This window comes from Jatrophihabitans sp., assembly GCF_036389215.1.
Lineage (GTDB): Bacteria > Actinomycetota > Actinomycetes > Mycobacteriales > Jatrophihabitantaceae > Jatrophihabitans_A.
The window spans coordinates 1-20,916 of the sequence record NZ_DASVQG010000182.1; the positions used below are offsets into that span (position 1 = coordinate 1).

The following is a 20,916-nucleotide window of genomic DNA, read 5'->3' on the forward strand; positions in this document are numbered from 1 at the left end:
CCGCGACGCCGTAACGGTTGTTCAGAACCTTGGAGACGGTCGCCACCGAGACCCCCGCATGCCGGGCAACGTCGCGGATGGTCGTTCGAGGGCGTGGGTGCACTGTTGGAGCGTAACTCTGGATAACGTTATCGACAACGATTGACAAGCATGTTTCCAGGCCTGCAAACTCCTTCTACCCCCCACTCGCCGCACGGTGGAACGACACCGAGTGCGCCGAGGGCACGAAGGGACTCTCCTCATGCAGAACATCCGGAAATTCAGCGCTGTCGCGGTCGCAGCCACCGCCACGGTCGCGCTGGCCGCGGGCTGCGGCGGCAGCGGCGGCGGCGGAGGCGGCGGCGGAGGCGGCGCGAAGGCCGGCCAGCCCGTCACGCTCACCTGGTGGCACAACGGCACGTCGGACCCGCTGCTGAGCGTCTGGAAGCAGGCCGCCGCCGACTACCACAAGGCGAACCCGAACGCCACCATCAACGTGGTTCCGGTCCAGAATGAGCAGTTCACCACGAAGATGCCGCTGGCGCTGCAGTCCTCGACGCCGCCGGACATCTACTTCAACCAGGGTGGCGGCCGGCTGTCAAGCCAGAGCGAGTCCGGCCGGGTCGCCGACATCGGCGATGAGACCTCCGACTGGATCAAGGACTTCGGCGCTGTCGCCGAGGGCTGGCAGGTCGAAGGCAAGCAGTTGGGAGTTCCTTACAGCGCCCACGTGGTGGGCTTCTGGTACCGCAAGGACCTCTTCGCCAAGGCCGGCATCACCGCCACGCCGACCACGATGGACGAGCTGAACGCCGCGGTCACCAAGCTGAAGGCAGCCGGCATCGTGCCGATCGCGCTGGGCGGCAAGGACCGCTGGCCGGATGCCTTCTACTACGACTACTTCGCCGTCCGCGAGTGCTCGGTGGACACCCTGAAGTCCGCGATGAAGGACGCGAAGATGGACGACCCGTGCTTCACCAAGGCCGGCCAGGACGTGCTGGACTTCATCGCCACCAAGCCGTTCCAGGAGGGCTTCAACGGCACGCCGGCCCAGCAGGGCGCGGGTAGCTCCGCGGGCATGGTGGTCAACGGCAAGGCAGCCATGGAACTGCAGGGCGACTGGGATCCCAGCGTGATGGCCGCGCTGACCGCGAACAAGAACTTCCACTCCACCCTGGGATGGTTCCCGTTCCCCGCGATCAGCGGCGCGCCGGGCGACCCGACCGCGGCCCTGGGCGGTGGCGATGGCTTCAGCTGCACCACCAAGAACGCCGATGCCTGCGTGGCGTTCCTGAAATACCTCAGTGGCACCGAGATCCAGCAGAAGCTGGTGACCTCCGGCGCGGTGACGATCCCGGTCAATCCCGACGCGCAGTCGGCGATCCAGGACCCCACCATCAAGCAGGTGTTCGACTTCAATTCCAAGGCCAGCTACGTCCAGGTGTACTTCGACATCGCGCTGCCGACCGCAGCCGGTGAGGCACTGGATGACGCCGCCGCGGACCTGTTTGCGGGCAAGGGTGGCGCCGACGCCGTCGCCAAGGCCGTCAACGGCGCGGGCTGATCGTCATGACAAGCACCAGGACGGTTTCCCAGCCGAAGGCAAGCATCGCTCAGGTGGCCGGCAAGGTTCCGGTCCGCCCGCCCCGGCGGGGCACCAGCTCGCGGACCAAGCTCGAGCTGCTCCTGCTGCTGGCTCCGGCGCTGGCGCTCTTCGTGCTCTTCGTGCTAGCCCCGATGGTCGCCGCCATCTACTACAGCTTCTACCACTGGACCGGCTTCGGGCCGTTGAACGACTTCGTCGGGCTGGACAACTACCGCAAGGCACTGTCCGACCCGATCTTCCAGGGTGCGATCTGGCACAACGTGCTGATCGCGGTCCTCTCCCTGGTGGTCCAGTTGCCGCTCAGCCTGGGATTGGCGTTGCTGCTCAACGGCCGGATCCATGGCCGGGCGCTGCTGCGGACACTGGTGTTCGCCCCCTACGTACTGTCCGAGGCGATCACCGCGGTGCTGTGGCTCAGCATCCTGCAGCCAGGTGGCGCCGTCGACAAGATGCTTGCCGGCGTCGGCCTCAAGGGGCTGACGCATGAGTGGCTGGCTGACCGTGGGATCGTGCTGTACACCCTGTTCGCGGTGATCACCTGGAAGTACATCGGATTCGGGATCATCCTGTTCCTCGCCGGCCTTCAGGGCGTGCCGCCCGAGCTGAAGGAAGCCGCCGCGATCGACGGGGCGACCAGCTGGCAGACCACCCGGCGGGTCGTGATTCCGCTACTCGGGCCCACCGTCCGGATCTGGGCGTTCCTGTCGATCATCGGCGCGCTGCAACTGTTCGACCTGATCTGGATCATGACGCTCGGTGGTCCGGCCGGCTCGTCGGCCACCATGGCGACCTACCTCATCGACCGCGGGTTCCGCCGCTACCAGTTCGGATACGGCAGTGCGGTTACCGTGATCCTGTTCACCATCTGCTTCGTATTCGCCTTGCTGTACCAGCGGTTCGCATTGCGCCGGGATACTCAAGGCGCTATCACCCGGAGGGCGGGAGCATGAGCACCAGCACGCTTGACCGGCCAACCCCGACCCAGCCTGATCGCAAGCCGCCTTCCCACCGATCGGCCGCGACTCCGCTGCGCTACCTCGCGGCTCTCGCCATCGTCGCGGTCACCGTGGTGCCGCTGCTGTTCGTCATACTCGGCGGCTTCAAGACCAACGCCGACATCAACGCCAATCCGGCCGGCCTGCCGAAGTCGTGGGTGCTGTCGAACTACACCAAGATCCTCAGGTCGTCGTCCTTCTGGCACTTCGTGGTCAACAGCCTGGTCATCGCGGTCATCGCCACCGTGCTCGCAGTGGGGCTGGGATCGATGGCGGCCTTCGCATTGTCGCGCTATGCCTTCCGCGGCCGGGAATTCATCTACACCCTGTTCACCATCGGGCTGCTGTTTCCGCTCACGGTCGCGACGCTGCCGGTGTACTTGATGCTGCGGAAATTCCACCTGCTGGAGAATATGCTGGGGGTGGCGATACCCGAGGCGGCATTCTCGCTGCCCGTCACAATCATCATTCTGCGACCATTCATGATGGCTATTCCTGCCGAGTTGGAGGATGCCGCTGTGATGGATGGCTCCACCAAGTTGGGATTCTTCACACGGATCCTGCTGCCGTTGTCGCGGCCTGCGCTGGTGACCGTCGGCGTGCTGGCGTTCATCACCAGTTGGAACGGGTATCTGCTGCCGTTGCTGGTCTTCAATGAGCAACAGAACTTCACGCTGCCGCTGGGAGTGGCCACGTTCCAGTCGCAGTTCTCCCAGGACACGGCCGGCATCCTGGCGTTCACGGCCCTTTCCATGATCCCCGCACTGGTGTTCTTCATCTTCGCCGAGCGCAAGATTGTCGGCGGGCTGACCGGCTCGATCAAAGGCTGACACCGCCGCTGATTCCAGCGAAGGCCGGTGGGTATTTCCCGGCCTTCGCTGTTGGCATGCCCTTTGCTGGCAGCATGATTTCGCAGTGGTGAGAACAAGACTTTCGATACTTGTTTACACGCGAAAAGTATTGACGGCGCGCTGATCCGATGCTTAGCGTTGATAGTGATCGGCAGCATGCCAAAACAATTCGGCCTCCGACACTAGTAATCCCACCTCTTGCTTGGAGCCGTACATGAAACTTCGAAAGCTTGCCGTCGCGGTAGCGGGGGCAGCCGTGCTGACCAGCGGCGCCGTCGCCGCCGCCTCGCCGTCCAGCCAGTCCCACTACCGTCCACCGTCGGATTCACTACGCGCGCTGGCCGCCAAGGTCGGCCTGCGGATCGGCACCGCGGTGAACCCGTACGACCTCGACAACCCGGAGTACCGCAAGATCACCCGAACCCAGTTCTCGTCGGTGACACCGGAGAACGAGATGAAGTGGGAAACGGTGGAACCGACCCGGGGCAAGTACGACTGGTCCGCCGCTGACCGCCTGGTGGCCTTCGCCCGGAGCCACGGCCAGCTGGTGCGTGGCCACGTGCTGCTGTGGCACAACCAGATCCCCGGCTGGCTCACCACCGGCGTGCAGGACGGGACGATCGGCAAGCTTGAGCTGCGTGCCCTGCTGAAGAAGCACGTCACCGATGAGGTGACCCACTTCAAGGGCAAGGTCTGGCAGTGGGATGTCGCCAACGAGTTCTTCACCGACAGCAACCCCTCGATGATGAACCCGAACGACTTCTGGGTCGCGCACCTGGGCAAGGGCATCGTCGCCGACGCCTTCCGCTGGGCGCACGCCGCCGACCCGAAGGCGCTGCTGTTCTACAACGACTACAACATCGCCGGTGAGGACGGTTCCAACGCCAAGTTCGACGCGGCGTACGCGTTCGTGAAGGACTTGAAGGAGGACGGCGTCGCCATCGACGGGGTCGGTGACCAGGGCCACCTGGACACCCAGTACGGCTTCCCGACCAAGATGACGCAGGACCTGCAGCGGTACGCCGACCTGGGCCTGAAGGTCGCCATTACCGAGGCCGACGTGCGCACGTTCGTCAACAACGCCACCGAGCAGGTGCCCACCAATCAGCTGGCGATCTCGGCGCACGCGTTCTACTACGACCAGATGCTCAAGGCCTGCCTCGCCGTCCGCAGCTGCATCTCTTTCACGGTATGGGGATTCGGCGACGCGCAATCGTGGGTGCCGGGTGTGTTCACCGGTGAGGGCTACGCCGGGATCTACGACGTCAACCTGCAGCCCAAGCCCGCGTACACGGTGATGCAGCAGGATCTGAAGCTCGCCGCGTACGGAGCGCCGCACCGCACCGGCATCGGAGCGCGCCGGTAGCTGATCGAGCCGGTAGCTGATCGAGCGATTCTGACCCTCCAGCCGTGGGCCCCGCCGTAGACCGGCGGGCCCACGGGCCTGTTCGAGGCGCGTCACACCTGGTCAGGGGTGTACGAGCTGGATCGTTGGCCGCGCTACCGGGTGACACGCCGGGCGGCACTCCGCGGCGCGGCCAACGATCGGGATTGACGGCCAGGTGGCTGGCGCGCGTCACCGCATGCTGAAGTGTCATGCTCACGAGGGCGCTGCAGCGACCCGGGTGCAGGTCCCTCCGTCGGTCACCCGGCCGGGGGCCGCGCCATGGGGTCAGGTGCGATGCCGAGTCCGGGGTGAGGAGGCCGTAGATGGTGGACCAGCCTCGGTTCCTGGCGGCCGTGCCGGCCCTGCCGGTGTCGGACGAGCGGCGCGCGGTCGCGTTCCTGACCGACGCGCTCGGCATGCAGGAGTTGCGCCACGAAGGTCGCGGCATCGGGTTCCTGCACAGGGACCAGGTGCAACTCCAGCTGTGGGTGCCCGACGGCAGCGCTCCCGGTGCCGAGCGCTACCTCGCCGGGACGGCGTCCTGCCGGCTGGAGGTCACCGGCATCGACGAGCTGTACCGGCATTGCCTGGCGCTCGGCGTCGTCCATCCGAACGCGCCGTTGCGGGACCAGCCGTGGGGGATGCGGGAGTTCGCGATCCTGGATCCCGACCACAACCTGATCACGCTGTACCAGCGTCCGACTCCGTCCTGAAGGATCAGCCGCCCGAATAGCGGATCATGAAGTCGCGGTCGGTGTCGCGTCCGCCCTCGGGGTCTCGCGCGACGTTCGTGTCCTTGCTCTCTACGGTGTCTTCCAGCTTCACGCGCTCAGGCAGCCGCTTGAACCGCTGCGAGTCCGATGCCGGCTCGGCGATGGCGTCTCGATCTTCCTCGTTGTCACCCATGCTCGGATTATGCGCCCCTGCCGGCGCCGCCGCGCCCGTCAAGGATCACCGGTCGCCAGCGTGGGAGAAACCCCGGTCCAGCGCGTCAGCCACACTGGACGCATGGTCGAGGTAGATCCCGCTCGCTTCGAGGCGATGGTCGGTGAAGCGCTGGACGGGTTGCCACCGAACCTGGGCCGGCTGATGCGCAACGTGGCGGTCATCGTCGAGCACGATCCCGGCCCCAGGGGCTTGTTAGGGCTCTACCGCGGAGTCCCGCTGACGGAACGCACCAGCCAATACTCCGGCGCGTTGCCTGATCAGATCACCATCTACCACCAAGCGATTTGCTCCATCTGCAGCACCGAGGCAGAAGTCGTGGAGGAGGTGCGCCGGACGGTGATCCACGAAGTAGGCCACCACTTCGGCATCGACGACGATCGCCTGCACGAGCTGGGCTGGTAGTCCTGTAGTCGCAGCCCCACTGCCGACGGAGCTACCAGCCGCGGGCGCGCCATTCGGCCAGGTGCGGGCGCTCGGCGCCCAGCGTCGAGTCGTTGCCGTGACCTGGGTAGAACCAGGTGTCGTCGTCGTAGACGTCGAAGACCCGCTGCTCCAGGTCGTCCATCAGGGAGTTGAAGTCCGCGGGCGACGTCGTCCGGCCCGGACCGCCGGGAAATAGCGAGTCGCCGGTGAACAGGTGCCCGGAACCGTCCGGGTCCCGGAAGTAGAGTGCGACCGACCCTGGGGTGTGCCCGCGCAGGGTGATCACGGTCAGCTCGGCATCGCCGACGTGCACGGTGTCACCGTGCTCCAGCCGGCGCTCGGTCGGCACCGGGATGCCCGCGGCGTCGTCGGCTCCGGCCAGCGTCCGGGCACCGGTCTGGGCCACCACGGCGGCCAGGGCCTGCCAGTGGTCGGCGTGCCGGTGGGTGGTCAGCACCGTGCCCGCGGTCTCGCCGCCGAGCCGGGTCAGCTCGATCAGCCGGTCCGCCTCGTTCGCGGCGTCGATCAGCATCGCCCGGCCGCTGGCCTGGCAGCGCAGCAGGTAGGCGTTGTTGGACATCGGCCCGACCGCCAGCTTGGCGATCTTCAGGCCGGCCAGCTCCCGGACGTCGACCGGGCCGCCGACGCTGACCTCACCCGTGTACGTCATTCTCGGATCACCGGGAGCTCCTCAGTAATGGGATCTGTCAGCACCTTGATGTCGGCGTCGGGAAGCTTCGACAGCACCGTGTCGACGTAGTCGTCCACCGCGGCCTGCCGGCCCACGTCGTGCCCCAGTTGCTCCGACATCAACCACCGGTGCTCGGCGATCTCGTAGAACAGTTCGGCGTCGGGAAGCTTCTTGCGCAGCTTGGGCGGCACCATCTCCAGAACGCCGTAGAACTTCTCATCGAGCCACCGCCGCGCCGCCAGGTCCTCGGGGATGTCGTGCCCGACACCCTCGACCCATTTTGCGCGGAACCTGGCCAGGTCCGACAGGATCTGGCGTGCCTGGTTCTCCTGCACCCGCAGGCCGGTCAGGGCATAGACCCGGCGCTGGTGGTGACCGGGCTCGACGATGTGGGTCTCGAACCGGAGCTTGCGGCCGGCGTCCTCGGTCCGGATGCCGATCTCGGCGACATCGAAGCCGAGCGAGTTCAGCCGCCTCACCCGTTCCTCGATCCGGTAGCTCTCCGCGGAGGGGTACACCTCGTCGTCGGTCAGCTCGGCCCACAGCTGGTCATAACGCGGTTGCAGCGCCTGGGCCGTCTCGATCGGATCGTCGTCGTAGGACAGGAAGCCACCGGCCTGCAGGTCCATCAGCTCGCCGGCGATGTTCTCGGTGGCGATGGACAGGTCGTGCATCCGCTGGCCCCGGGACAGCTGCGGGTGCATCTCACCGGTCTCGGCGTCCACCAGGTAGGCCGCCAGCGCGCCGGCATCCCGCCGGAACAGCGTGTTCGACAGCGAGCAGTCACCCCAGAAGAACCCGGTCAGGTGCAGCCGGACGAACAGCTGGGCCAGCGCGTCCAGCAGCCGGGACCGGAGGTCCGGCAGCGAGCGCTCGGTGAACAGCGACCGGTAGGGCAGCGAGTAGGGCAGGTGCCGGGTGAGCAGCAGGCCGTCGAGGTGGTGGCCCTCGTGGTCGCCGCGGTCCAGCACGGTGCCGAAGGCCTCGACCACCGGCACCGAGGCCTCGGCCAGCTCGCGCAGCAGGTGGTGCTCGCGCATCACGTACCGCTCGGTGGCCTCCTTGATCGCGAAGATCTGGTTGTGGGCCCGGATGAAGCGCACCACGTGCCGGGAGATGCCGCGCGGGACCTGGACCAGCCGGGGGTCCTTCCACTCCTCCAGCGGCTGGTCGAAGGGCAGATCGAGAAGCTCGGTCGCCGCCCCGAGCGTGGTGATCGTGTAGTTGCCCATGACACCTCGAAGCCTAGTGCCGCTGGCGCCTGGTGCCGTTAAGGGCTGATTACGTCGACGCCCCGTAACGCCTACGTCCGGCACGCCTGACGGCTGGTGCTGTGGACGGCTGGTGGCGTGGACGGCTGGTGTCGTGGACGGCTGGTGCCGTTGACGGCTGGTGCCGCGCGCTGCCGCTACGGTGTCAGTCATGCCTGTGCGCTCCCTGGACGAGCTCGTCGAGACCGGCTGGGCCGGGGCGCTGCAGCCGGTGGCCGCCGAGATCCGGGCGATGGGGGAGTTCCTGCGAGCCGAGCTGGCCGCGGGCCGCTCCTACCTGCCGGCCGGCGAGAACGTGCTGCGGGCCTTCAGCCAGCCCTTCGACGAGGTGCGGGTGCTGATCGTCGGCCAGGATCCGTACCCGACGCCGGGGCATCCGGTCGGGCTGTCGTTCTCGGTCGCCCCCGACGTGCGGCCGGTGCCGCGCTCGCTGCAGAACATCTACCGCGAGCTGCGCGACGACCTGGGCGTGCCGATCCCGGCGAACGGCGACCTGACGCCGTGGACCAAGCAGGGCGTGCTGCTGCTCAACAGGGTGCTGACCGTGCAGCCCGGCAAGTCGGGCTCGCACGCCGGCAAGGGCTGGGAACGGGTGACCGACCAGGCCGTCCGGGCGCTGGCAGCCCGGGACCGGCCGCTGGTCGCCATCCTCTGGGGCCGGCAGGCGCAGTCGCTGGAGCCGCTGCTGTCCGACGCCGTCTGCCTGAAGTCGGTGCACCCGAGCCCGCTGTCGGCCAGCGGCGGCTTCTTCGGCTCGCGGCCGTTCAGCCGGGCCAACGCGCTGCTGGTCGAGCACGGCGGCGAGCCGGTCGACTGGCAGCTGAGCTAGCCAGTCGATTGGCGTCCGGACTGGCGGCTGGCCGGGTGGCTGATAGGCGACTGGAGGGTCCGCGGTGGGAATGCCGGTGGCCCGATCGGCGCTGACATAACGGGCTGACTGGCGTTCCGAGGCGGCTGGCAGCGAGGATGTCGTATCCCGCTATTACTCTTCCAGTGCGAGCCGCGCACCTTCGAGGTTGGTGGTGGCCGGAGCCAGCAACAGAGCCCAGCACAGCCCAGCACAGCCCAGCTAGAGAACCCAGCAAGACCGCCTGCTGAATCAGAAAGAAGACCGTGGCTGACCGTCTGATCGTCCGTGGTGCCCGTGAGCACAACCTCAAGGACGTCCATCTGGACCTGCCCCGGGACGCGATGATCGTGTTCACCGGGCTGTCCGGCTCGGGCAAGTCCTCGCTCGCCTTCGACACCATCTTCGCCGAGGGGCAGCGCCGCTACGTCGAGTCGCTGTCGGCCTACGCGCGGCAGTTCCTGGGCCAGATGGACAAGCCGGACGTCGACTTCATCGAGGGCCTGTCACCGGCGGTCTCGATCGACCAGAAGTCCACCTCGCGCAACCCGCGCTCCACCGTCGGCACCATCACCGAGGTCTATGACTACCTGCGGCTGCTGTACGCCCGCATCGGGCACCCGCACTGCCCGGTCTGCGGCGAGCTGATCAGCAAGCAGAACCCGCAGCAGATCGTCGACCGGGTGTTGGAGATGCCCGATGGCACCCGGTTCCAAGTGCTGGCCCCGGTGATCCGGGAACGCAAGGGCGAGTACGTCGACCTGTTCGCCGACCTGCAGACCAAGGGCTATTCCAGGGTCCGGGTGGACGGCACCAATTACCCGCTCACCGATTTCACAGCCTCCGGCGGCGCCGCAACGACCCTGAAGAAGCAGGAGAAGCACACCATCGAGGTGGTGGTGGACCGGCTGACCGCCCGGGCCTCCAGCAAGCAGCGGATCACCGACTCGGTGGAGACCGCGCTGGGCCTGGCCGGCGGCCTGGTGATCCTCGACTTCGTCGACCTGCCCGACGACGACCCACACCGCGAGCGCCGGTTCTCCGAGCGGCTGGCCTGCCCGAACGAGCACCCGCTGGCCATCGACGACCTCGAGCCGAGGTCCTTCTCCTTCAACTCACCGTTCGGGGCCTGCCCCGCGTGCACCGGCATCGGCACCCGCAAGGAGGTCGACCCCGACCTGGTGGTGCCCGACCCGGAGCGGTCGCTGGCCGACGGGGCTGTCGCCCCATGGGCCACCGGCCAGAACAGCGACTACTTCCTGCGGTTGCTCGAAGGTCTGGCCGACCAGATCGGCTTCAGCGTGCAGAGCCGGTGGGACCGGCTGCCGGCCCGGGCCCAGAAGGCGGTGCTGCACGGCAGCTCGGAGCAGGTGCACGTCAGGTACAAGAACCGGTACGGGCGCGAGCGCTCCTACTACGCCAGCTACGAGGGCGTGGTGCCGTGGCTGGAGCGCCGGTACGCCGAGACCGACAGCGACTGGAGCCGGGAGAAGTACGAGGGCTTCATGCGCGAGGTGGACTGCCCGACCTGCGGCGGCACCCGGCTCAAGCCCGAGATCCTGGCCGTCACGGTGGCCGGCAAGTCCATCGCCGAGGTCTGCGCCCTGTCCATCGGCGAGGCGGCGACCTTCCTGGCCGGCCTGCGGCTGACCGAGCGCGAGGAGATGATCGCGGTCCGGGTGGTCAAGGAGGTCAACTCGCGGCTGGGCTTCCTGGTCGACGTCGGGCTGGACTACCTGTCGCTGAACCGGGCCGCAGCCACCCTGGCCGGCGGCGAGGCCCAGCGGATCCGGCTGGCCACCCAGATCGGGGCCGGACTGGTCGGGGTGCTCTACGTCCTGGACGAGCCGTCCATCGGCCTGCACCAGCGCGACAACCGCCGGCTGATCGACACCCTGATCCGGCTGCGCAACCTCGGCAACACCCTGATCGTGGTCGAGCACGACGAGGACACCATCCGGGCCGCCGACTGGATCGTCGACATCGGGCCGCAGGCCGGCGAGCACGGCGGCCAGGTGGTGGTGTCGGGCACCTTTGAGGACCTGGTCGCGTCGCCGGACTCGATCACCGGCAGCTACCTGTCCGGCCGCCGGGCGATCGACGTGCCGGTGATCCGCCGGCCGGTCACCAACGGCCGGGAACTGATGGTCGAGGGCGCCCGCGAGCACAACCTTCGCAACATCGATGTCCGGTTCCCACTCGGGGTGTTCGTCACCGTGACCGGCGTGTCCGGGTCGGGCAAGTCGACGCTGGTCAACGACATCCTGTACGCGACGCTGGCGAACAAGATCAACGGCGCCAAGATGCCACCCGGACGGCACCGCAGGGTCACCGGCGTGGAGCAGCTGGACAAGGTGGTCGGGGTCGACCAGTCGCCCATCGGACGGACCCCGAGGTCCAACCCGGCGACCTACACCGGTGTCTTCGACAACATCCGCAAGCTGTTCTCCGAGACCACCGAGGCGAAGGTCCGCGGCTACCAGCAGGGCCGGTTCTCCTTCAACGTCAAGGGCGGCCGGTGCGAGAACTGCGCCGGCGACGGCACCATCAAGATCGAGATGAACTTCCTGCCCGACGTCTACGTGCCGTGCGAGGTGTGCAAGGGCGCCCGGTACAACCGGGAGACCCTGGAGGTGCACTACAAGGGCAAGACCATCTCCGAGGTCCTGGACATGCCGATCGAGGAGGCGGCCGAGTTCTTCAAGCCGATCTCCAAGATCGCCCGGCACCTGGAGACGCTGGTCGACGTCGGACTGGGGTACGTCCGGCTGGGCCAGCCGGCGCCCACCCTGTCCGGCGGCGAGGCGCAGCGGGTGAAGCTGGCCAGCGAGCTGCAGAAGCGTTCCACCGGGCGCACCATCTACGTGCTGGACGAGCCCACCACCGGCTTGCACTTCGAGGACGTCTCCAAGCTGCTCGGGGTGCTGCACTCCCTCGTCGACCGGGGCAACTCGGTGATGGTGATCGAGCACAACCTCGACGTCATCAAGACCGCCGACTGGGTGATCGACATGGGACCCGAAGGCGGCTCCGGAGGCGGCACCGTGGTGGCCGAGGGCACTCCCGAGGAGGTCGCCGGGGTGCCCGGGTCCTACACCGGGCAGTTCCTGGCCCACATCCTTGCCGACCGGCTGGAGGCTCAGGTTCAGGGCACGCAGGCCGCCGGCACGCAGGCCCGACCGAAGAAGTCCGCCGGCACGCCGGCCCCGGCCAAGGCGGCCGGCCCGGCCCGGAAGGTGCGCCAGCCGGTCGCCGCGGCGTCCGAGCCCGCGTCGGCGAAGAAGGCGGTGGCCAAGGCCGCGACGTCCAGCGCGCTTAGGACCTCCACCGTGATCAGAACGGCTAGCGTCACCAAGACGTCCAGCGCCGCCAAGACCAACGGCGCGGCCAAGACCAACGGCACAGCCAAGACCAACGGCACAGCCAAGACCAATGGCGCGGCCAAGACGGTGCGCGGGGGGACTGCCGCCGCCACCCAGCCGGCCGGTCGCAAGACGGCTGCCCGCGACGCCGAGCGCTGACGCATCCCGAGCGCCGATCGCCTTCCGGCTAACTAGGCTTGACCCCGTGGCTGACCCGTCCTCATACCGCCCGGCTCCGGGCACGATCCCGGTCGAACCCGGCGTCTACCGGTTCCGCGATGCCACCGGCCGGGTCATCTACGTCGGCAAGGCGAAAAGCCTCCGGTCACGGCTGAACTCCTACTTCGCCGACATCACCGCCCTGCACCCGCGAACCAGGCAGATGGTGACCTCGGCCGCCAGCGTCGAATGGACCATCGTCACCACCGAGGTCGAGGCGCTGCAGCTGGAATACAACTGGATCAAGGAGTTCGACCCCCGGTTCAACGTCCGCTACCGCGACGACAAGTCCTACCCGTCGCTGGCGGTCACCCTGAACGAGGAGTTCCCGAGGCTGCAGGTGATGCGCGGGCCGAAGAAGGCCGGCGTCCGGTACTTCGGCCCGTACGCCCACGCCTGGGCGATCCGGGAGACCCTCGACCTGCTGCTGCGGGTGTTCCCGGCCCGTACCTGCTCCAACGGGGTGTTCAAGCGGGCCGGTCAGATCGGCCGGCCCTGCCTGCTCGGCTACATCGGCAAGTGCAGCGCGCCGTGCGTCGGGCGGGTCGACGCCGCCGAGCACCGGGCCATCGTCAACGACTTCTGCGACTTCATGGCCGGCAAGACCGACACGATGATCCGCCGGCTGGAACGCCAGATGGCCGAGGCCAGCGCCAACCTCGAATTCGAGCGGGCCGCCCGGCTGCGCGATGACCTCGGCGCGCTGCGCCGGTCCATGGAGAAGCAGGCGGTGGTGCTGACCGACGGCACCGACGCCGACGTGGTCGCCTTCGCCACCGACGAGCTGTCCGCGGCCGTCCAGGTGTTCCACGTCCGGGGCGGCCGGGTCCGCGGCCAGCGGGGCTGGGTGGTCGACTCCACCGGCGCGCTGGAGGACGAGGCCTCGATCGGCGAGCTGGTCGAGCAGTTCGCGCTGCAGTTCTACGGCCAGGAGGACGCCCTGGTGCCGCGCGAGGTGCTGGTGCCCGAGCTGCCCGAGGACCACGAGGCGCTGGCCGAGCTGCTCAGCGAGCGGCGCGGCAGCCGGGTGTCGCTGCGGGTACCCCAGCGCGGCGACAAGCGGGCCCTGATGCAGACGGTGGAGCGCAACGCCGAGCAGGCGTTCCTGCAGTACAAGCTGCGCCGGGCCAGTGACCTGACCGCGCGCTCGCAGGCGCTGGCCGAGCTGCAGGAGGCGCTCGGCATGCCCGATGCCCCGTTGCGGATCGAGTGTTTCGACATCAGTCACGTCCAGGGCACCAACGTGGTGGCCAGCATGGTGGTGTTCGAGGACGGCCTGGCGCGCAAGAGCGAGTACCGGCGGTTCGCGATGCGCGAATCCGGCGGTGACGTCGACTGGATCGCCGAGGTGGTCCGGCGCCGGTTCGCCCGCTACCTGGCCGAGACCGCCGAGCCGGCCGACGGCTCGGTGAGCAACGGGGTCGCCCCGCTCACTCCGCTTTCTGAGGACGGCCGGCCGCGCAAGTTCGCCTACCCGCCGAACCTGCTGGTGGTCGACGGCGGCGCGCCGCAGGTGGCGGCCGCCCAGAACGTCCTGGTCGACCTCGGCATCACCGACGTCACGCTGGTGGGCCTGGCCAAGCGACTCGAGGAGGTCTGGGTGCCGGACGAGGACTACCCGGTGATCCTGCCCCGCGCCTCCGAGGCGCTGTACCTGCTGCAGCGGGTACGCGACGAGGCGCACCGGTTCGCCATCACCTTCCACCGTCAGAAGCGGTCGAAGTCGATGATCGAGTCCGAGCTGATCGGCATCGCCGGGCTCGGCCCGTCCCGGCGCAAGGCGCTGCTGGCCCGGTTCGGCTCGCTGCGGAAGCTGCGCGCGGCCTCCGCCGACGAGATCGCCCAGGTACCGGGCATCGGCCCGGAACTCGCCCAGCGGGTGGCCGAGACGCTGGCGGCCGGCGCCGCCGACCGCGAGCCTGCGGTCAACATGGCCACCGGTGAGGTACTCAGCTAGCAGACCGCCCCGGCAACCAGAACCGACCATGAAGCGCAACCGAAGGAGTTCCTCGTGATGGCCAGCGCAGAGCGCGGCGCACTGGAAACCGTGATCGTCACCGGCCTGTCCGGCGCCGGGCGCAGCACCGCGGCCAAATGCCTGGAAGACCTGGGGTTCTTCGTGGTGGACAACCTGCCGCCGGAACTGGTCGCGACCATGGTCGACCTCGGCAGCCGCAGCCAGGGTGCCGTCACCCGGCTGGCCGTGGTGATGGACGTGCGCAGCCGGGCGTTCTCCACCGACCTCACCGGCGTCATCGCCGAACTCGAGCGGCGGGAGCTGCAGCCCAGGATCCTGTTCCTCGAAGCCAACGACAACGTGCTCATCCGCCGGTTCGAGAGCGTGCGCCGGGCGCACCCGCTGCAGGGCGACGGACGGCTCTCCGACGGCATCACCGCCGAGCGCTCGATCCTGGCACCGCTGCGCGACATCGCCGACCTGGTGCTCGACACCTCCGAGCGCTCGGTTCCGCAGCTACGGCAGGCGATCGAGCAGGCCTTCGCCGTAGAAGGCCTGGACCTGCCCGAGCTGCGGGCGACGGTGGTCTCGTTCGGTTTCAAATACGGGCTGCCCGCCGACGCCGACCTGGTGGTCGACGTCCGGTTCCTGCCCAACCCGTACTGGATCCCTGAGCTGCGGATGCTGACCGGGGAGGACCCGGAGGTCGCCGACTACGTGCTCACCCAGAAGTCGGCCATGGAGTTCCTCGACATGTACGTCCCGATCCTGCAGCTGATCGGCGCCGGCTACCGCCGCGAGGGCAAGCACTACCTCACGCTGGCGGTCGGCTGCACAGGTGGCAAGCACCGCTCGGTGGCGATGAGCCGCGAGCTGGTGCGCCGGCTGAGCAGCCTGGGCATCCGGGCGACCGCGGTGCACCGGGACCTGGGCCGCGAATAGTGACCGCCGGAGCGCGGGAGGGCAGGGCGGCCGCGGGCAGCAGCCGGCCCAGGATCGTGGCGCTCGGCGGCGGCCACGGGTTGTATGCCTCGCTGTCGGCGCTGCGGCTGCTGGACGTGGACGTCACCGCGGTGGTGACGGTCGCCGACGACGGCGGCTCATCCGGCCGGATCCGGCGCGAGCTGGGACTGCTGCCGCCCGGTGACCTGAGGATGGCGCTGTCGGCGCTGGCGACCGGCTGGCTGGCGGGCAGCGCGGACCCCGCTGGAGACTCTGCCGGGCTGCCCTGGTCGACCGTCCTGCAGCACCGGATGGGAGGCGGCGGTGCGCTGGCCGGCCATCCGATCGGCAACCTCTTGCTCACCGGGCTGATGGAATTGCACGATGACGCGGTGACCGCCCTGGACGCCGTCGCCGACCTGATCGGTGCCCGCGGCCGGGTGCTGCCGATGTCGGTCAAGCCGCTGGACCTGATGGCCGAGGTGACCAGCGTGGACCCCGACGACGCGATCCGGTCCCGCCGGATCCGGGGCCAGTCGGCGATCGCGGCCACCGCCGGCCGGGTGCAGTCGGTGCGGCTGCTGCCCGAGGACGCCCCCGCCTGCCCGGAAGCGGTGCAGGCCATCCTGCGGGCCGATGCGGTGATCCTCGGCCCCGGTTCGTGGTTCACCAGCGTCATCCCGCACCTGCTGGTCCGCGAGCTGGCGGCGGCGCTGACGATGACCGACGCGGTGCTGATCACGGTGCTCAACCTCGAGCCGCAGGTCGGTGAGACCGACGGGTTCTCCCCGGAGGAGCATCTGCAGGTGCTGCGCGAGCACTGCCCGCGGCTGGAGATCGATGTGGTGATCGCCGACCAGGACGCGGTGCTGGACCGGCGCAGCCTGCAGGGCTATGCCGACAGCACCGGCGCGCGGCTGTTGTTGGCACCCGTCGCGGCGGCCGGCGCGCGGGCAAGGCATGATCCGGGCAAGCTCAGTCTCGCGGTCGCCGATGCGGCCGGGCTCAACCGCAGCGAGGGCGACGGTGGCCGGCACCGTGGCCGGACGATTGAAGGAGGGCTCTGATGGCGATGACGGCGGCTGTCAAGGACGAACTCAGCCGGGTGACCATCACCAGGGCCTCCGCGCGCCGTGCCGAGATCGCGACCATGCTGCGCTTCGCCGGCGCGCTGCACCTGGTCGCCGGCCACATCGTCATCGAGGCCGAGCTCGACACCGGCTCGGTGGCCCGCCGGCTGCGCAAGGAGATCGCCGAGGTCTTCGGGCACAGCGCCGAGATCCAGGTCGTCACCGGCGGCAGCCTGCGCAAGGGCACCCGCTACCTGATCCGGGTCAGCAAGGACGGCGAAGGCCTCGCCCGCCAGGCCGGCCTGGTGGACCTGCGGGGCCGGCCGGTCCGCGGGCTGCCCAGCCAGGTGGTGGCGGGCACCCTGTCCGAGGCCGAGGCGGCCTGGCGCGGCGCCTTCCTCGCGCACGGCTCGCTGACCGAACCCGGCCGGGCCGGCGCCCTGGAGATCACCTGCCCGACCAACGAGGCGGCACTGGCCCTGGTCGGCGCCGGCCGGCGGCTCGGCATCCTGGCCAAGGCCCGCGAGGTCCGGGGGGCCGACCGGGTGGTGGTGCGCGACGGCGACGCCATCGGCGCGCTGCTGACCCGGCTCGGCGCCCACGACTCGGTGATGGCGTGGGAGGAACGCCGGATGCGCCGCGAGGTGCGGGCCACCGCCAACCGGCTGGCCAACTTCGACGACGCCAACCTGCGCCGCTCGGCCCGGGCTGCGGTCGCGGCCGGCGCCCGGGTCGAGCGGGCGATGCACATCCTCGGCTCGGACGCGCCCGAGCACCTGCTGCAGGCCGGCCGGCTGCGCCTGGAGCACAAGCAGGCCTCGCTCGAGGAACTGGGCAGCCTGTCCGACCCGCCGATGACCAAGGACGCGGTGGCGGGGCGGATCCGCCGGCTGCTGGCGATGGCCGACAAGCGCGCCCAGGACGAGGGGATCCCGAACACCGAGGCCGCGGTCACTCCGGAGATGCTGGCTCCCTGACAACACGCTCCCTGACAACACGTCCCCTGACAACACGCCCCCTGACAACACGCCGCGTGCCGCCCCAGCCTTCTCCGAACCCGGGCGCGCTGCCCGCGGCCCTACTCGCCGGTATCAGCCTGGCAACATCGCGGCCTGACCCACCCGATAAAGTTGGTCGTGGGCCGGGCGGCCCGAGGTCAGCAGCGTCGCGGCCACGCACGATCGGTATGTGGTTCTTTCGCTGAAGCACACGCGATACACGATGTACAAGGAGACCTGGAATGACTGTTCGGGTGGGTATCAACGGTTTCGGCCGGATCGGGCGTAACTTCTTCCGGGCGCTGCAGGCTTCCGGCGCCGACATCGAGGTGGTGGCGGTCAACGACCTCACCGACAACAAGACGCTGGCCCACCTGCTCAAGTACGACTCGATCCTGGGCCGGTTCCCGGCCGAGGTCGGCTACGACGAGCAGAACATCATCGTCGCGGGCAAGCCGATCCGGGCGCTGGAGGAGCGCGACCCGGCGAACCTGCCGTGGAAGGACCTCGGCGTGGACGTCGTCGTGGAGTCGACCGGCTTCTTCACCAAGGCCGCCGACGCCCGCAAGCACATCGACGGCGGCGCGAAGAAGGTCATCATCTCCGCACCGGCCACCGACGACGACATCACCATCGTGATGGGCGCCAACCACGAGCTGTACGACCCGGAGCAGCACCACATCATCTCCAACGCCTCCTGCACGACCAACTGCCTGGCGCCGCTGGCCAAGGTCCTCAACGATGCCTTCGGGATCGAGAAGGGCCTGATGACCACGATCCACGCCTACACCCAGGACCAGAACCTGCAGGACGGCCCGCACAAGGACCTGCGCCGGGCCCGGGCCGCCGCGCTGAACATCATCCCGACCTCGACCGGTGCCGCGAAGGCGATCGGCCTGGTGCTGCCCGAGCTCAAGGGCAAGCTGGACGGCTACGCGCTGCGGGTGCCGGTGCCGACCGGCTCGGCCACCGACCTGACCGTGACGCTGTCGCGCGAAGCCACCCTCGAGGAGGTCAAGGCCGCCTACAAGGCAGCCGCCGACGGGCCGCTCAAGGGCTACCTGGTCTACACCGAGGACCCGATCGTCTCCGCCGACATCGTCACCGACCCGGCGTCCTGCATCTTCGACGCCACCCTCACCAAGGTGATCGGCGACCAGGTGAAGGTGATCGGCTGGTACGACAACGAGTGGGGTTACTCCAACCGGCTGGTCGACCTGGTCGGATACGTCGGCGCCAGCCTGTAACGCCCGAGCGGGCCAGCGGGACAGCCGAGACGGGGGAGTAGATCCGTATGCGCACGGTGGACGATCTGATCAAGGTCGGGGTGGCCGGGCGGCGCGTCCTGGTGCGCTGTGACCTCAACGTGCCGCTGTCCAGGGACGAGTCCCCGGTGGTCACCGACGACGGCCGGATCCGGGCGTCGCTGCCGGTGCTGGTGCAGTTGCTCAACCGTGGGGCCCGGGTGATCGTGGTGGCGCACCTGGGCCGTCCCAAGGGCGCGCCGGAACCGAAGTACTCGCTGCGCCCGGTGGCAGACCGGCTGGCGGCACTGCTGGGCAGCCCGGTCGAGTTTGCCCTGGACACCGTGGGCGAGAGTGCCCGGCTGCTGGCCGACGGCCTGCAGAACGGTCACCTGCTGCTGCTGGAGAACGTCCGGTTCAATCCCGGCGAGACCGCCAAGGACGAGGCTGAGCGGGCCGGCTTCGCGCGGGCGCTGGCCCAGCTCACCGGCGGCGAGGACGACGGCGGCGCCTACGTCGACGACGCCTTCGGCGCGGTGCACCGCGCGCACGCCTCGGTCTATGACGTGGCGCGGCTACTGCCGCACTACCTCGGCCCGCTGGTCCGTGACGAGCTCCAGGTGCTGCGCCGGCTGACCGGTGAGGCCGGCGAGGTGCAGCGGCCCTACGTCGTGGTGCTGGGCGGCTCCAAGGTCTCGGACAAGCTCGGAGTCATCTCCTCGCTGCTGCCGAAGGTCGACCGGCTGCTGGTCGGCGGCGGGATGTGCTTCACCTTCCTCAAGGCACAGGGTCACGAGGTGGGGGACTCGCTGCTGGAGGCCGACCAGGTGCAGACCTGCGAGCGCCTGCTGGCCGAGGCCGGCGACAAGATCGTGCTGCCCACCGACGTGGTGGTCTCGCCCGACATCTCCGACGACGCCACCACCGAGACGGTGCCGGCCGAGGCGATCCCGGCCGGTCAGAAGGGGCTGGACATCGGCCCGGACTCGGTGGCCCGGTTCTCCGAGGCGCTCGCCGGCGCCGGCACGGTGTTCTGGAACGGGCCGATGGGCGTCTTCGAGGTACGCCCGTTCGCGGCCGGCACCAAGGGCATCGCGGAGGCGGTCGCCGGCTGCGGCGGGCTGACCGTGGTGGGCGGCGGCGATTCGGCCGCGGCCGTCCGGGCGCTGAACATCGACGGAAACCGGTTCAGCCACATCTCCACCGGCGGCGGCGCGTCGCTGGAGTACCTGGAAGGCAAGACGTTGCCCGGTGTCGCCGTCCTCGAGGAAAGCTAGGTGGCACGCTCCGCGGTGACCCGGATGCCGCTGATCGCCGGCAACTGGAAGATGAACCTGAACCACCTGGAAGCCATCGCGCTCGTCCAGAAGGTGGCCTTCAGCCTCAAGCCGCAGCACTTCGAGACCGTCGAGGTGGTGGTGCTGCCGCCGTTCACCGACATCCGCTCGGTGCAGACCCTGGTGGACGGCGACAAACTGGCGCTGCGTTACGGCGCGCAGGACCTGTCACCGCACGCCGCCGGGGCCTACACCGGTGACATCTCCGGGGCGATGCTGGCCAAGCTCGGCTGCAGCTACGTCGTGGTCGGGCACTCCGAGCGCCGCGAGCACCACCAGGAGGGCGACGACCTGGTCAACGCCAAGGTCAAGGCGGCCTACGCCAGCTCGCTGATCCCCATCCTGTGCGTCGGTGAGCGGCTCGACGTCCGCGAATCGGGGGGCCACGTGGGCCACTGCGTCGACCAGTTGTGCGCGGCGCTGGCCGGCGTTCCCGCCGAGCAGGCCGTGAACGTCGTCATCGCCTACGAGCCGGTGTGGGCGATCGGGACCGGCAAGGTGGCCACCCCGGCCGATGCCCAGGAGGTCTGCGCAGCGGTCCGGGGCCGGCTGGCCGAGCTGTACGACCCGGAGCTGGCTGCCGGCGTCCGGATCCTCTACGGCGGTTCGGTCAAGTCGACCAACGCCGGTGACATCGTCGCCCAGCCCGATGTCGACGGTGCGCTGGTCGGCGGCGCCAGCCTGGACGGTGCCGAGTTCGCGGGGATCTGCATCGCGGCCGGTGGCGGGCCGGTGACCGGGTGAGGGGCCGGTTCTGGCCCGCGGCGCTGGATCAGACCCGGGAACAGG

General features: G+C 69.1%; 18 protein-coding genes and 1 pseudogene. 15 read left to right on the plus strand and 4 right to left on the minus strand.

Annotated features, from left to right (window positions below; all coding sequences use genetic code 11):
• Positions 1–103 (minus strand): LacI family DNA-binding transcriptional regulator (locus VF542_RS09390; RefSeq protein ID WP_408651487.1); only part of this gene is annotated, 103 nt, incomplete at its 3' end.
• 138 nt (positions 104–241) lie between these two features.
• On the opposite strand from VF542_RS09390, the gene VF542_RS09395 reads away from it, so the two are divergent.
• From VF542_RS09395 to VF542_RS09415, 5 genes are all read left to right on the plus strand, one after another.
• Positions 242–1,543, plus strand: a complete 1,302-nt coding sequence (locus tag VF542_RS09395; RefSeq protein ID WP_408651440.1) for an ABC transporter substrate-binding protein — start codon at positions 242–244, stop codon at positions 1,541–1,543.
• A 5-nt stretch (positions 1,544–1,548) separates the two neighbouring features.
• Positions 1,549–2,535, plus strand: a complete 987-nt coding sequence (locus tag VF542_RS09400) for a carbohydrate ABC transporter permease (RefSeq protein ID WP_408651441.1) — start codon at positions 1,549–1,551, stop codon at positions 2,533–2,535.
• Complete coding sequence (locus tag VF542_RS09405) at positions 2,532–3,410, plus strand: carbohydrate ABC transporter permease (RefSeq protein WP_408651442.1); 879 nt, start codon at positions 2,532–2,534, stop codon at positions 3,408–3,410. The genes VF542_RS09400 and VF542_RS09405 overlap by 4 nt, the downstream gene beginning before the upstream one ends.
• 235 nt (positions 3,411–3,645) lie before the next feature.
• The gene (locus VF542_RS09410) at positions 3,646–4,797 is read left to right on the plus strand and encodes an endo-1,4-beta-xylanase (RefSeq protein ID WP_408651443.1); all 1,152 of its coding nucleotides are present in this window, start codon (positions 3,646–3,648) and stop codon (positions 4,795–4,797) included.
• 344 nt (positions 4,798–5,141) lie between these two features.
• The gene (locus VF542_RS09415) at positions 5,142–5,531 is read left to right on the plus strand and encodes a bleomycin resistance protein (protein WP_408651444.1); all 390 of its coding nucleotides are present in this window, start codon (positions 5,142–5,144) and stop codon (positions 5,529–5,531) included.
• Between the two features lie 4 nt (positions 5,532–5,535).
• Here the strand turns inward: VF542_RS09415 and VF542_RS09420 are convergent, their stop codons facing one another.
• Positions 5,536–5,724 (minus strand): hypothetical protein, encoded by a 189-nt coding sequence (locus VF542_RS09420; protein WP_408651445.1) that lies wholly within the window; start codon positions 5,722–5,724, stop codon positions 5,536–5,538.
• A 102-nt stretch (positions 5,725–5,826) separates the two neighbouring features.
• Here VF542_RS09420 and VF542_RS09425 point away from each other — a divergent pair, with 102 nt between their 5' ends.
• Entirely contained in the window at positions 5,827–6,168 is a 342-nt protein-coding gene (locus tag VF542_RS09425; protein ID WP_408651446.1) for a metallopeptidase family protein, read from the plus strand.
• A gap of 31 nt (positions 6,169–6,199) precedes the next feature.
• Here the strand turns inward: VF542_RS09425 and VF542_RS09430 are convergent, their stop codons facing one another.
• Both VF542_RS09430 and VF542_RS09435 read right to left on the minus strand, forming a co-directional pair.
• Positions 6,200–6,859 carry an MBL fold metallo-hydrolase gene (locus VF542_RS09430; protein ID WP_408651447.1) on the minus strand — a complete coding sequence of 220 codons (660 nt, stop codon included), beginning with the start codon at positions 6,857–6,859 and terminating at the stop codon, positions 6,200–6,202.
• Positions 6,856–8,112, minus strand: coding sequence for a DUF4032 domain-containing protein (locus VF542_RS09435; RefSeq protein WP_408651448.1), 1,257 nt, complete (start codon positions 8,110–8,112; stop codon positions 6,856–6,858). Before VF542_RS09435 ends, VF542_RS09430 begins: the two co-directional genes overlap by 4 nt.
• 190 nt (positions 8,113–8,302) lie before the next feature.
• On the opposite strand from VF542_RS09435, the gene VF542_RS09440 reads away from it, so the two are divergent.
• The 9 genes and pseudogenes from VF542_RS09440 (at position 8,303) to tpiA (ending at position 20,871) form a co-directional block, all read left to right on the plus strand.
• Positions 8,303–8,980, plus strand: a complete 678-nt coding sequence (locus tag VF542_RS09440) for a uracil-DNA glycosylase (protein ID WP_408651449.1) — start codon at positions 8,303–8,305, stop codon at positions 8,978–8,980.
• Positions 8,981–9,264: 284 nt separating this feature from the next.
• Positions 9,265–12,216: pseudogene (gene uvrA / locus VF542_RS09445) on the plus strand (excinuclease ABC subunit UvrA); the annotation flags it as partial.
• A 349-nt stretch (positions 12,217–12,565) separates the two neighbouring features.
• Entirely contained in the window at positions 12,566–14,536 is a 1,971-nt protein-coding gene (gene uvrC, locus VF542_RS09450) for an excinuclease ABC subunit UvrC (RefSeq protein WP_408651450.1), read from the plus strand.
• 57 nt (positions 14,537–14,593) lie between these two features.
• Positions 14,594–15,478, plus strand: a complete 885-nt coding sequence (gene rapZ, locus VF542_RS09455) for an RNase adapter RapZ (RefSeq protein WP_408651488.1) — start codon at positions 14,594–14,596, stop codon at positions 15,476–15,478.
• On the plus strand, positions 15,478–16,545 hold the full coding sequence (locus VF542_RS09460; protein WP_408651451.1) for a gluconeogenesis factor YvcK family protein: 1,068 nt from the start codon (positions 15,478–15,480) through the stop codon (positions 16,543–16,545). The genes rapZ and VF542_RS09460 overlap by 1 nt, the downstream gene beginning before the upstream one ends.
• Positions 16,545–17,525, plus strand: coding sequence for a DNA-binding protein WhiA (gene whiA / locus VF542_RS09465; RefSeq protein ID WP_408651452.1), 981 nt, complete (start codon positions 16,545–16,547; stop codon positions 17,523–17,525). The genes VF542_RS09460 and whiA overlap by 1 nt, the downstream gene beginning before the upstream one ends.
• Before the next feature lie 263 nt (positions 17,526–17,788).
• Positions 17,789–18,793 (plus strand): type I glyceraldehyde-3-phosphate dehydrogenase, encoded by a 1,005-nt coding sequence (gene gap, locus VF542_RS09470; RefSeq protein WP_408651453.1) that lies wholly within the window; start codon positions 17,789–17,791, stop codon positions 18,791–18,793.
• Positions 18,794–18,834: 41 nt separating this feature from the next.
• Complete coding sequence (locus tag VF542_RS09475; protein WP_408651489.1) at positions 18,835–20,067, plus strand: phosphoglycerate kinase; 1,233 nt, start codon at positions 18,835–18,837, stop codon at positions 20,065–20,067.
• A 15-nt stretch (positions 20,068–20,082) separates the two neighbouring features.
• On the plus strand, positions 20,083–20,871 hold the full coding sequence (tpiA, locus tag VF542_RS09480) for a triose-phosphate isomerase (RefSeq protein ID WP_408651490.1): 789 nt from the start codon (positions 20,083–20,085) through the stop codon (positions 20,869–20,871).
• Positions 20,872–20,916: the final 45 nt, after the last annotated feature.

Excerpts from the sequence above, each read along its gene's own strand:
- VF542_RS09400 (WP_408651441.1), top strand. The coding sequence starts at position 1,549 with ATGACAAGCACCAGGACGGTTTCCCAGCCGAAGGCAAGCATCGCTCAG.
- VF542_RS09430 (WP_408651447.1), bottom strand. The coding sequence starts at position 6,859 with ATGACGTACACGGGTGAGGTCAGCGTCGGCGGCCCGGTCGACGTCCGG.
- VF542_RS09395 (WP_408651440.1), top strand. The coding sequence starts at position 242 with ATGCAGAACATCCGGAAATTCAGCGCTGTCGCGGTCGCAGCCACCGCC.
- VF542_RS09405 (WP_408651442.1), top strand. The coding sequence starts at position 2,532 with ATGAGCACCAGCACGCTTGACCGGCCAACCCCGACCCAGCCTGATCGC.
- gap (WP_408651453.1), top strand. The coding sequence starts at position 17,789 with ATGACTGTTCGGGTGGGTATCAACGGTTTCGGCCGGATCGGGCGTAAC.
- VF542_RS09435 (WP_408651448.1), bottom strand. The coding sequence starts at position 8,112 with ATGGGCAACTACACGATCACCACGCTCGGGGCGGCGACCGAGCTTCTC.
- VF542_RS09440 (WP_408651449.1), top strand. The coding sequence starts at position 8,303 with ATGCCTGTGCGCTCCCTGGACGAGCTCGTCGAGACCGGCTGGGCCGGG.
- whiA (WP_408651452.1), top strand. The coding sequence starts at position 16,545 with ATGGCGATGACGGCGGCTGTCAAGGACGAACTCAGCCGGGTGACCATC.
- VF542_RS09420 (WP_408651445.1), bottom strand. The coding sequence starts at position 5,724 with ATGGGTGACAACGAGGAAGATCGAGACGCCATCGCCGAGCCGGCATCG.
- VF542_RS09415 (WP_408651444.1), top strand. The coding sequence starts at position 5,142 with ATGGTGGACCAGCCTCGGTTCCTGGCGGCCGTGCCGGCCCTGCCGGTG.
- VF542_RS09410 (WP_408651443.1), top strand. The coding sequence starts at position 3,646 with ATGAAACTTCGAAAGCTTGCCGTCGCGGTAGCGGGGGCAGCCGTGCTG.
- VF542_RS09425 (WP_408651446.1), top strand. The coding sequence starts at position 5,827 with ATGGTCGAGGTAGATCCCGCTCGCTTCGAGGCGATGGTCGGTGAAGCG.
- rapZ (WP_408651488.1), top strand. The coding sequence starts at position 14,594 with ATGGCCAGCGCAGAGCGCGGCGCACTGGAAACCGTGATCGTCACCGGC.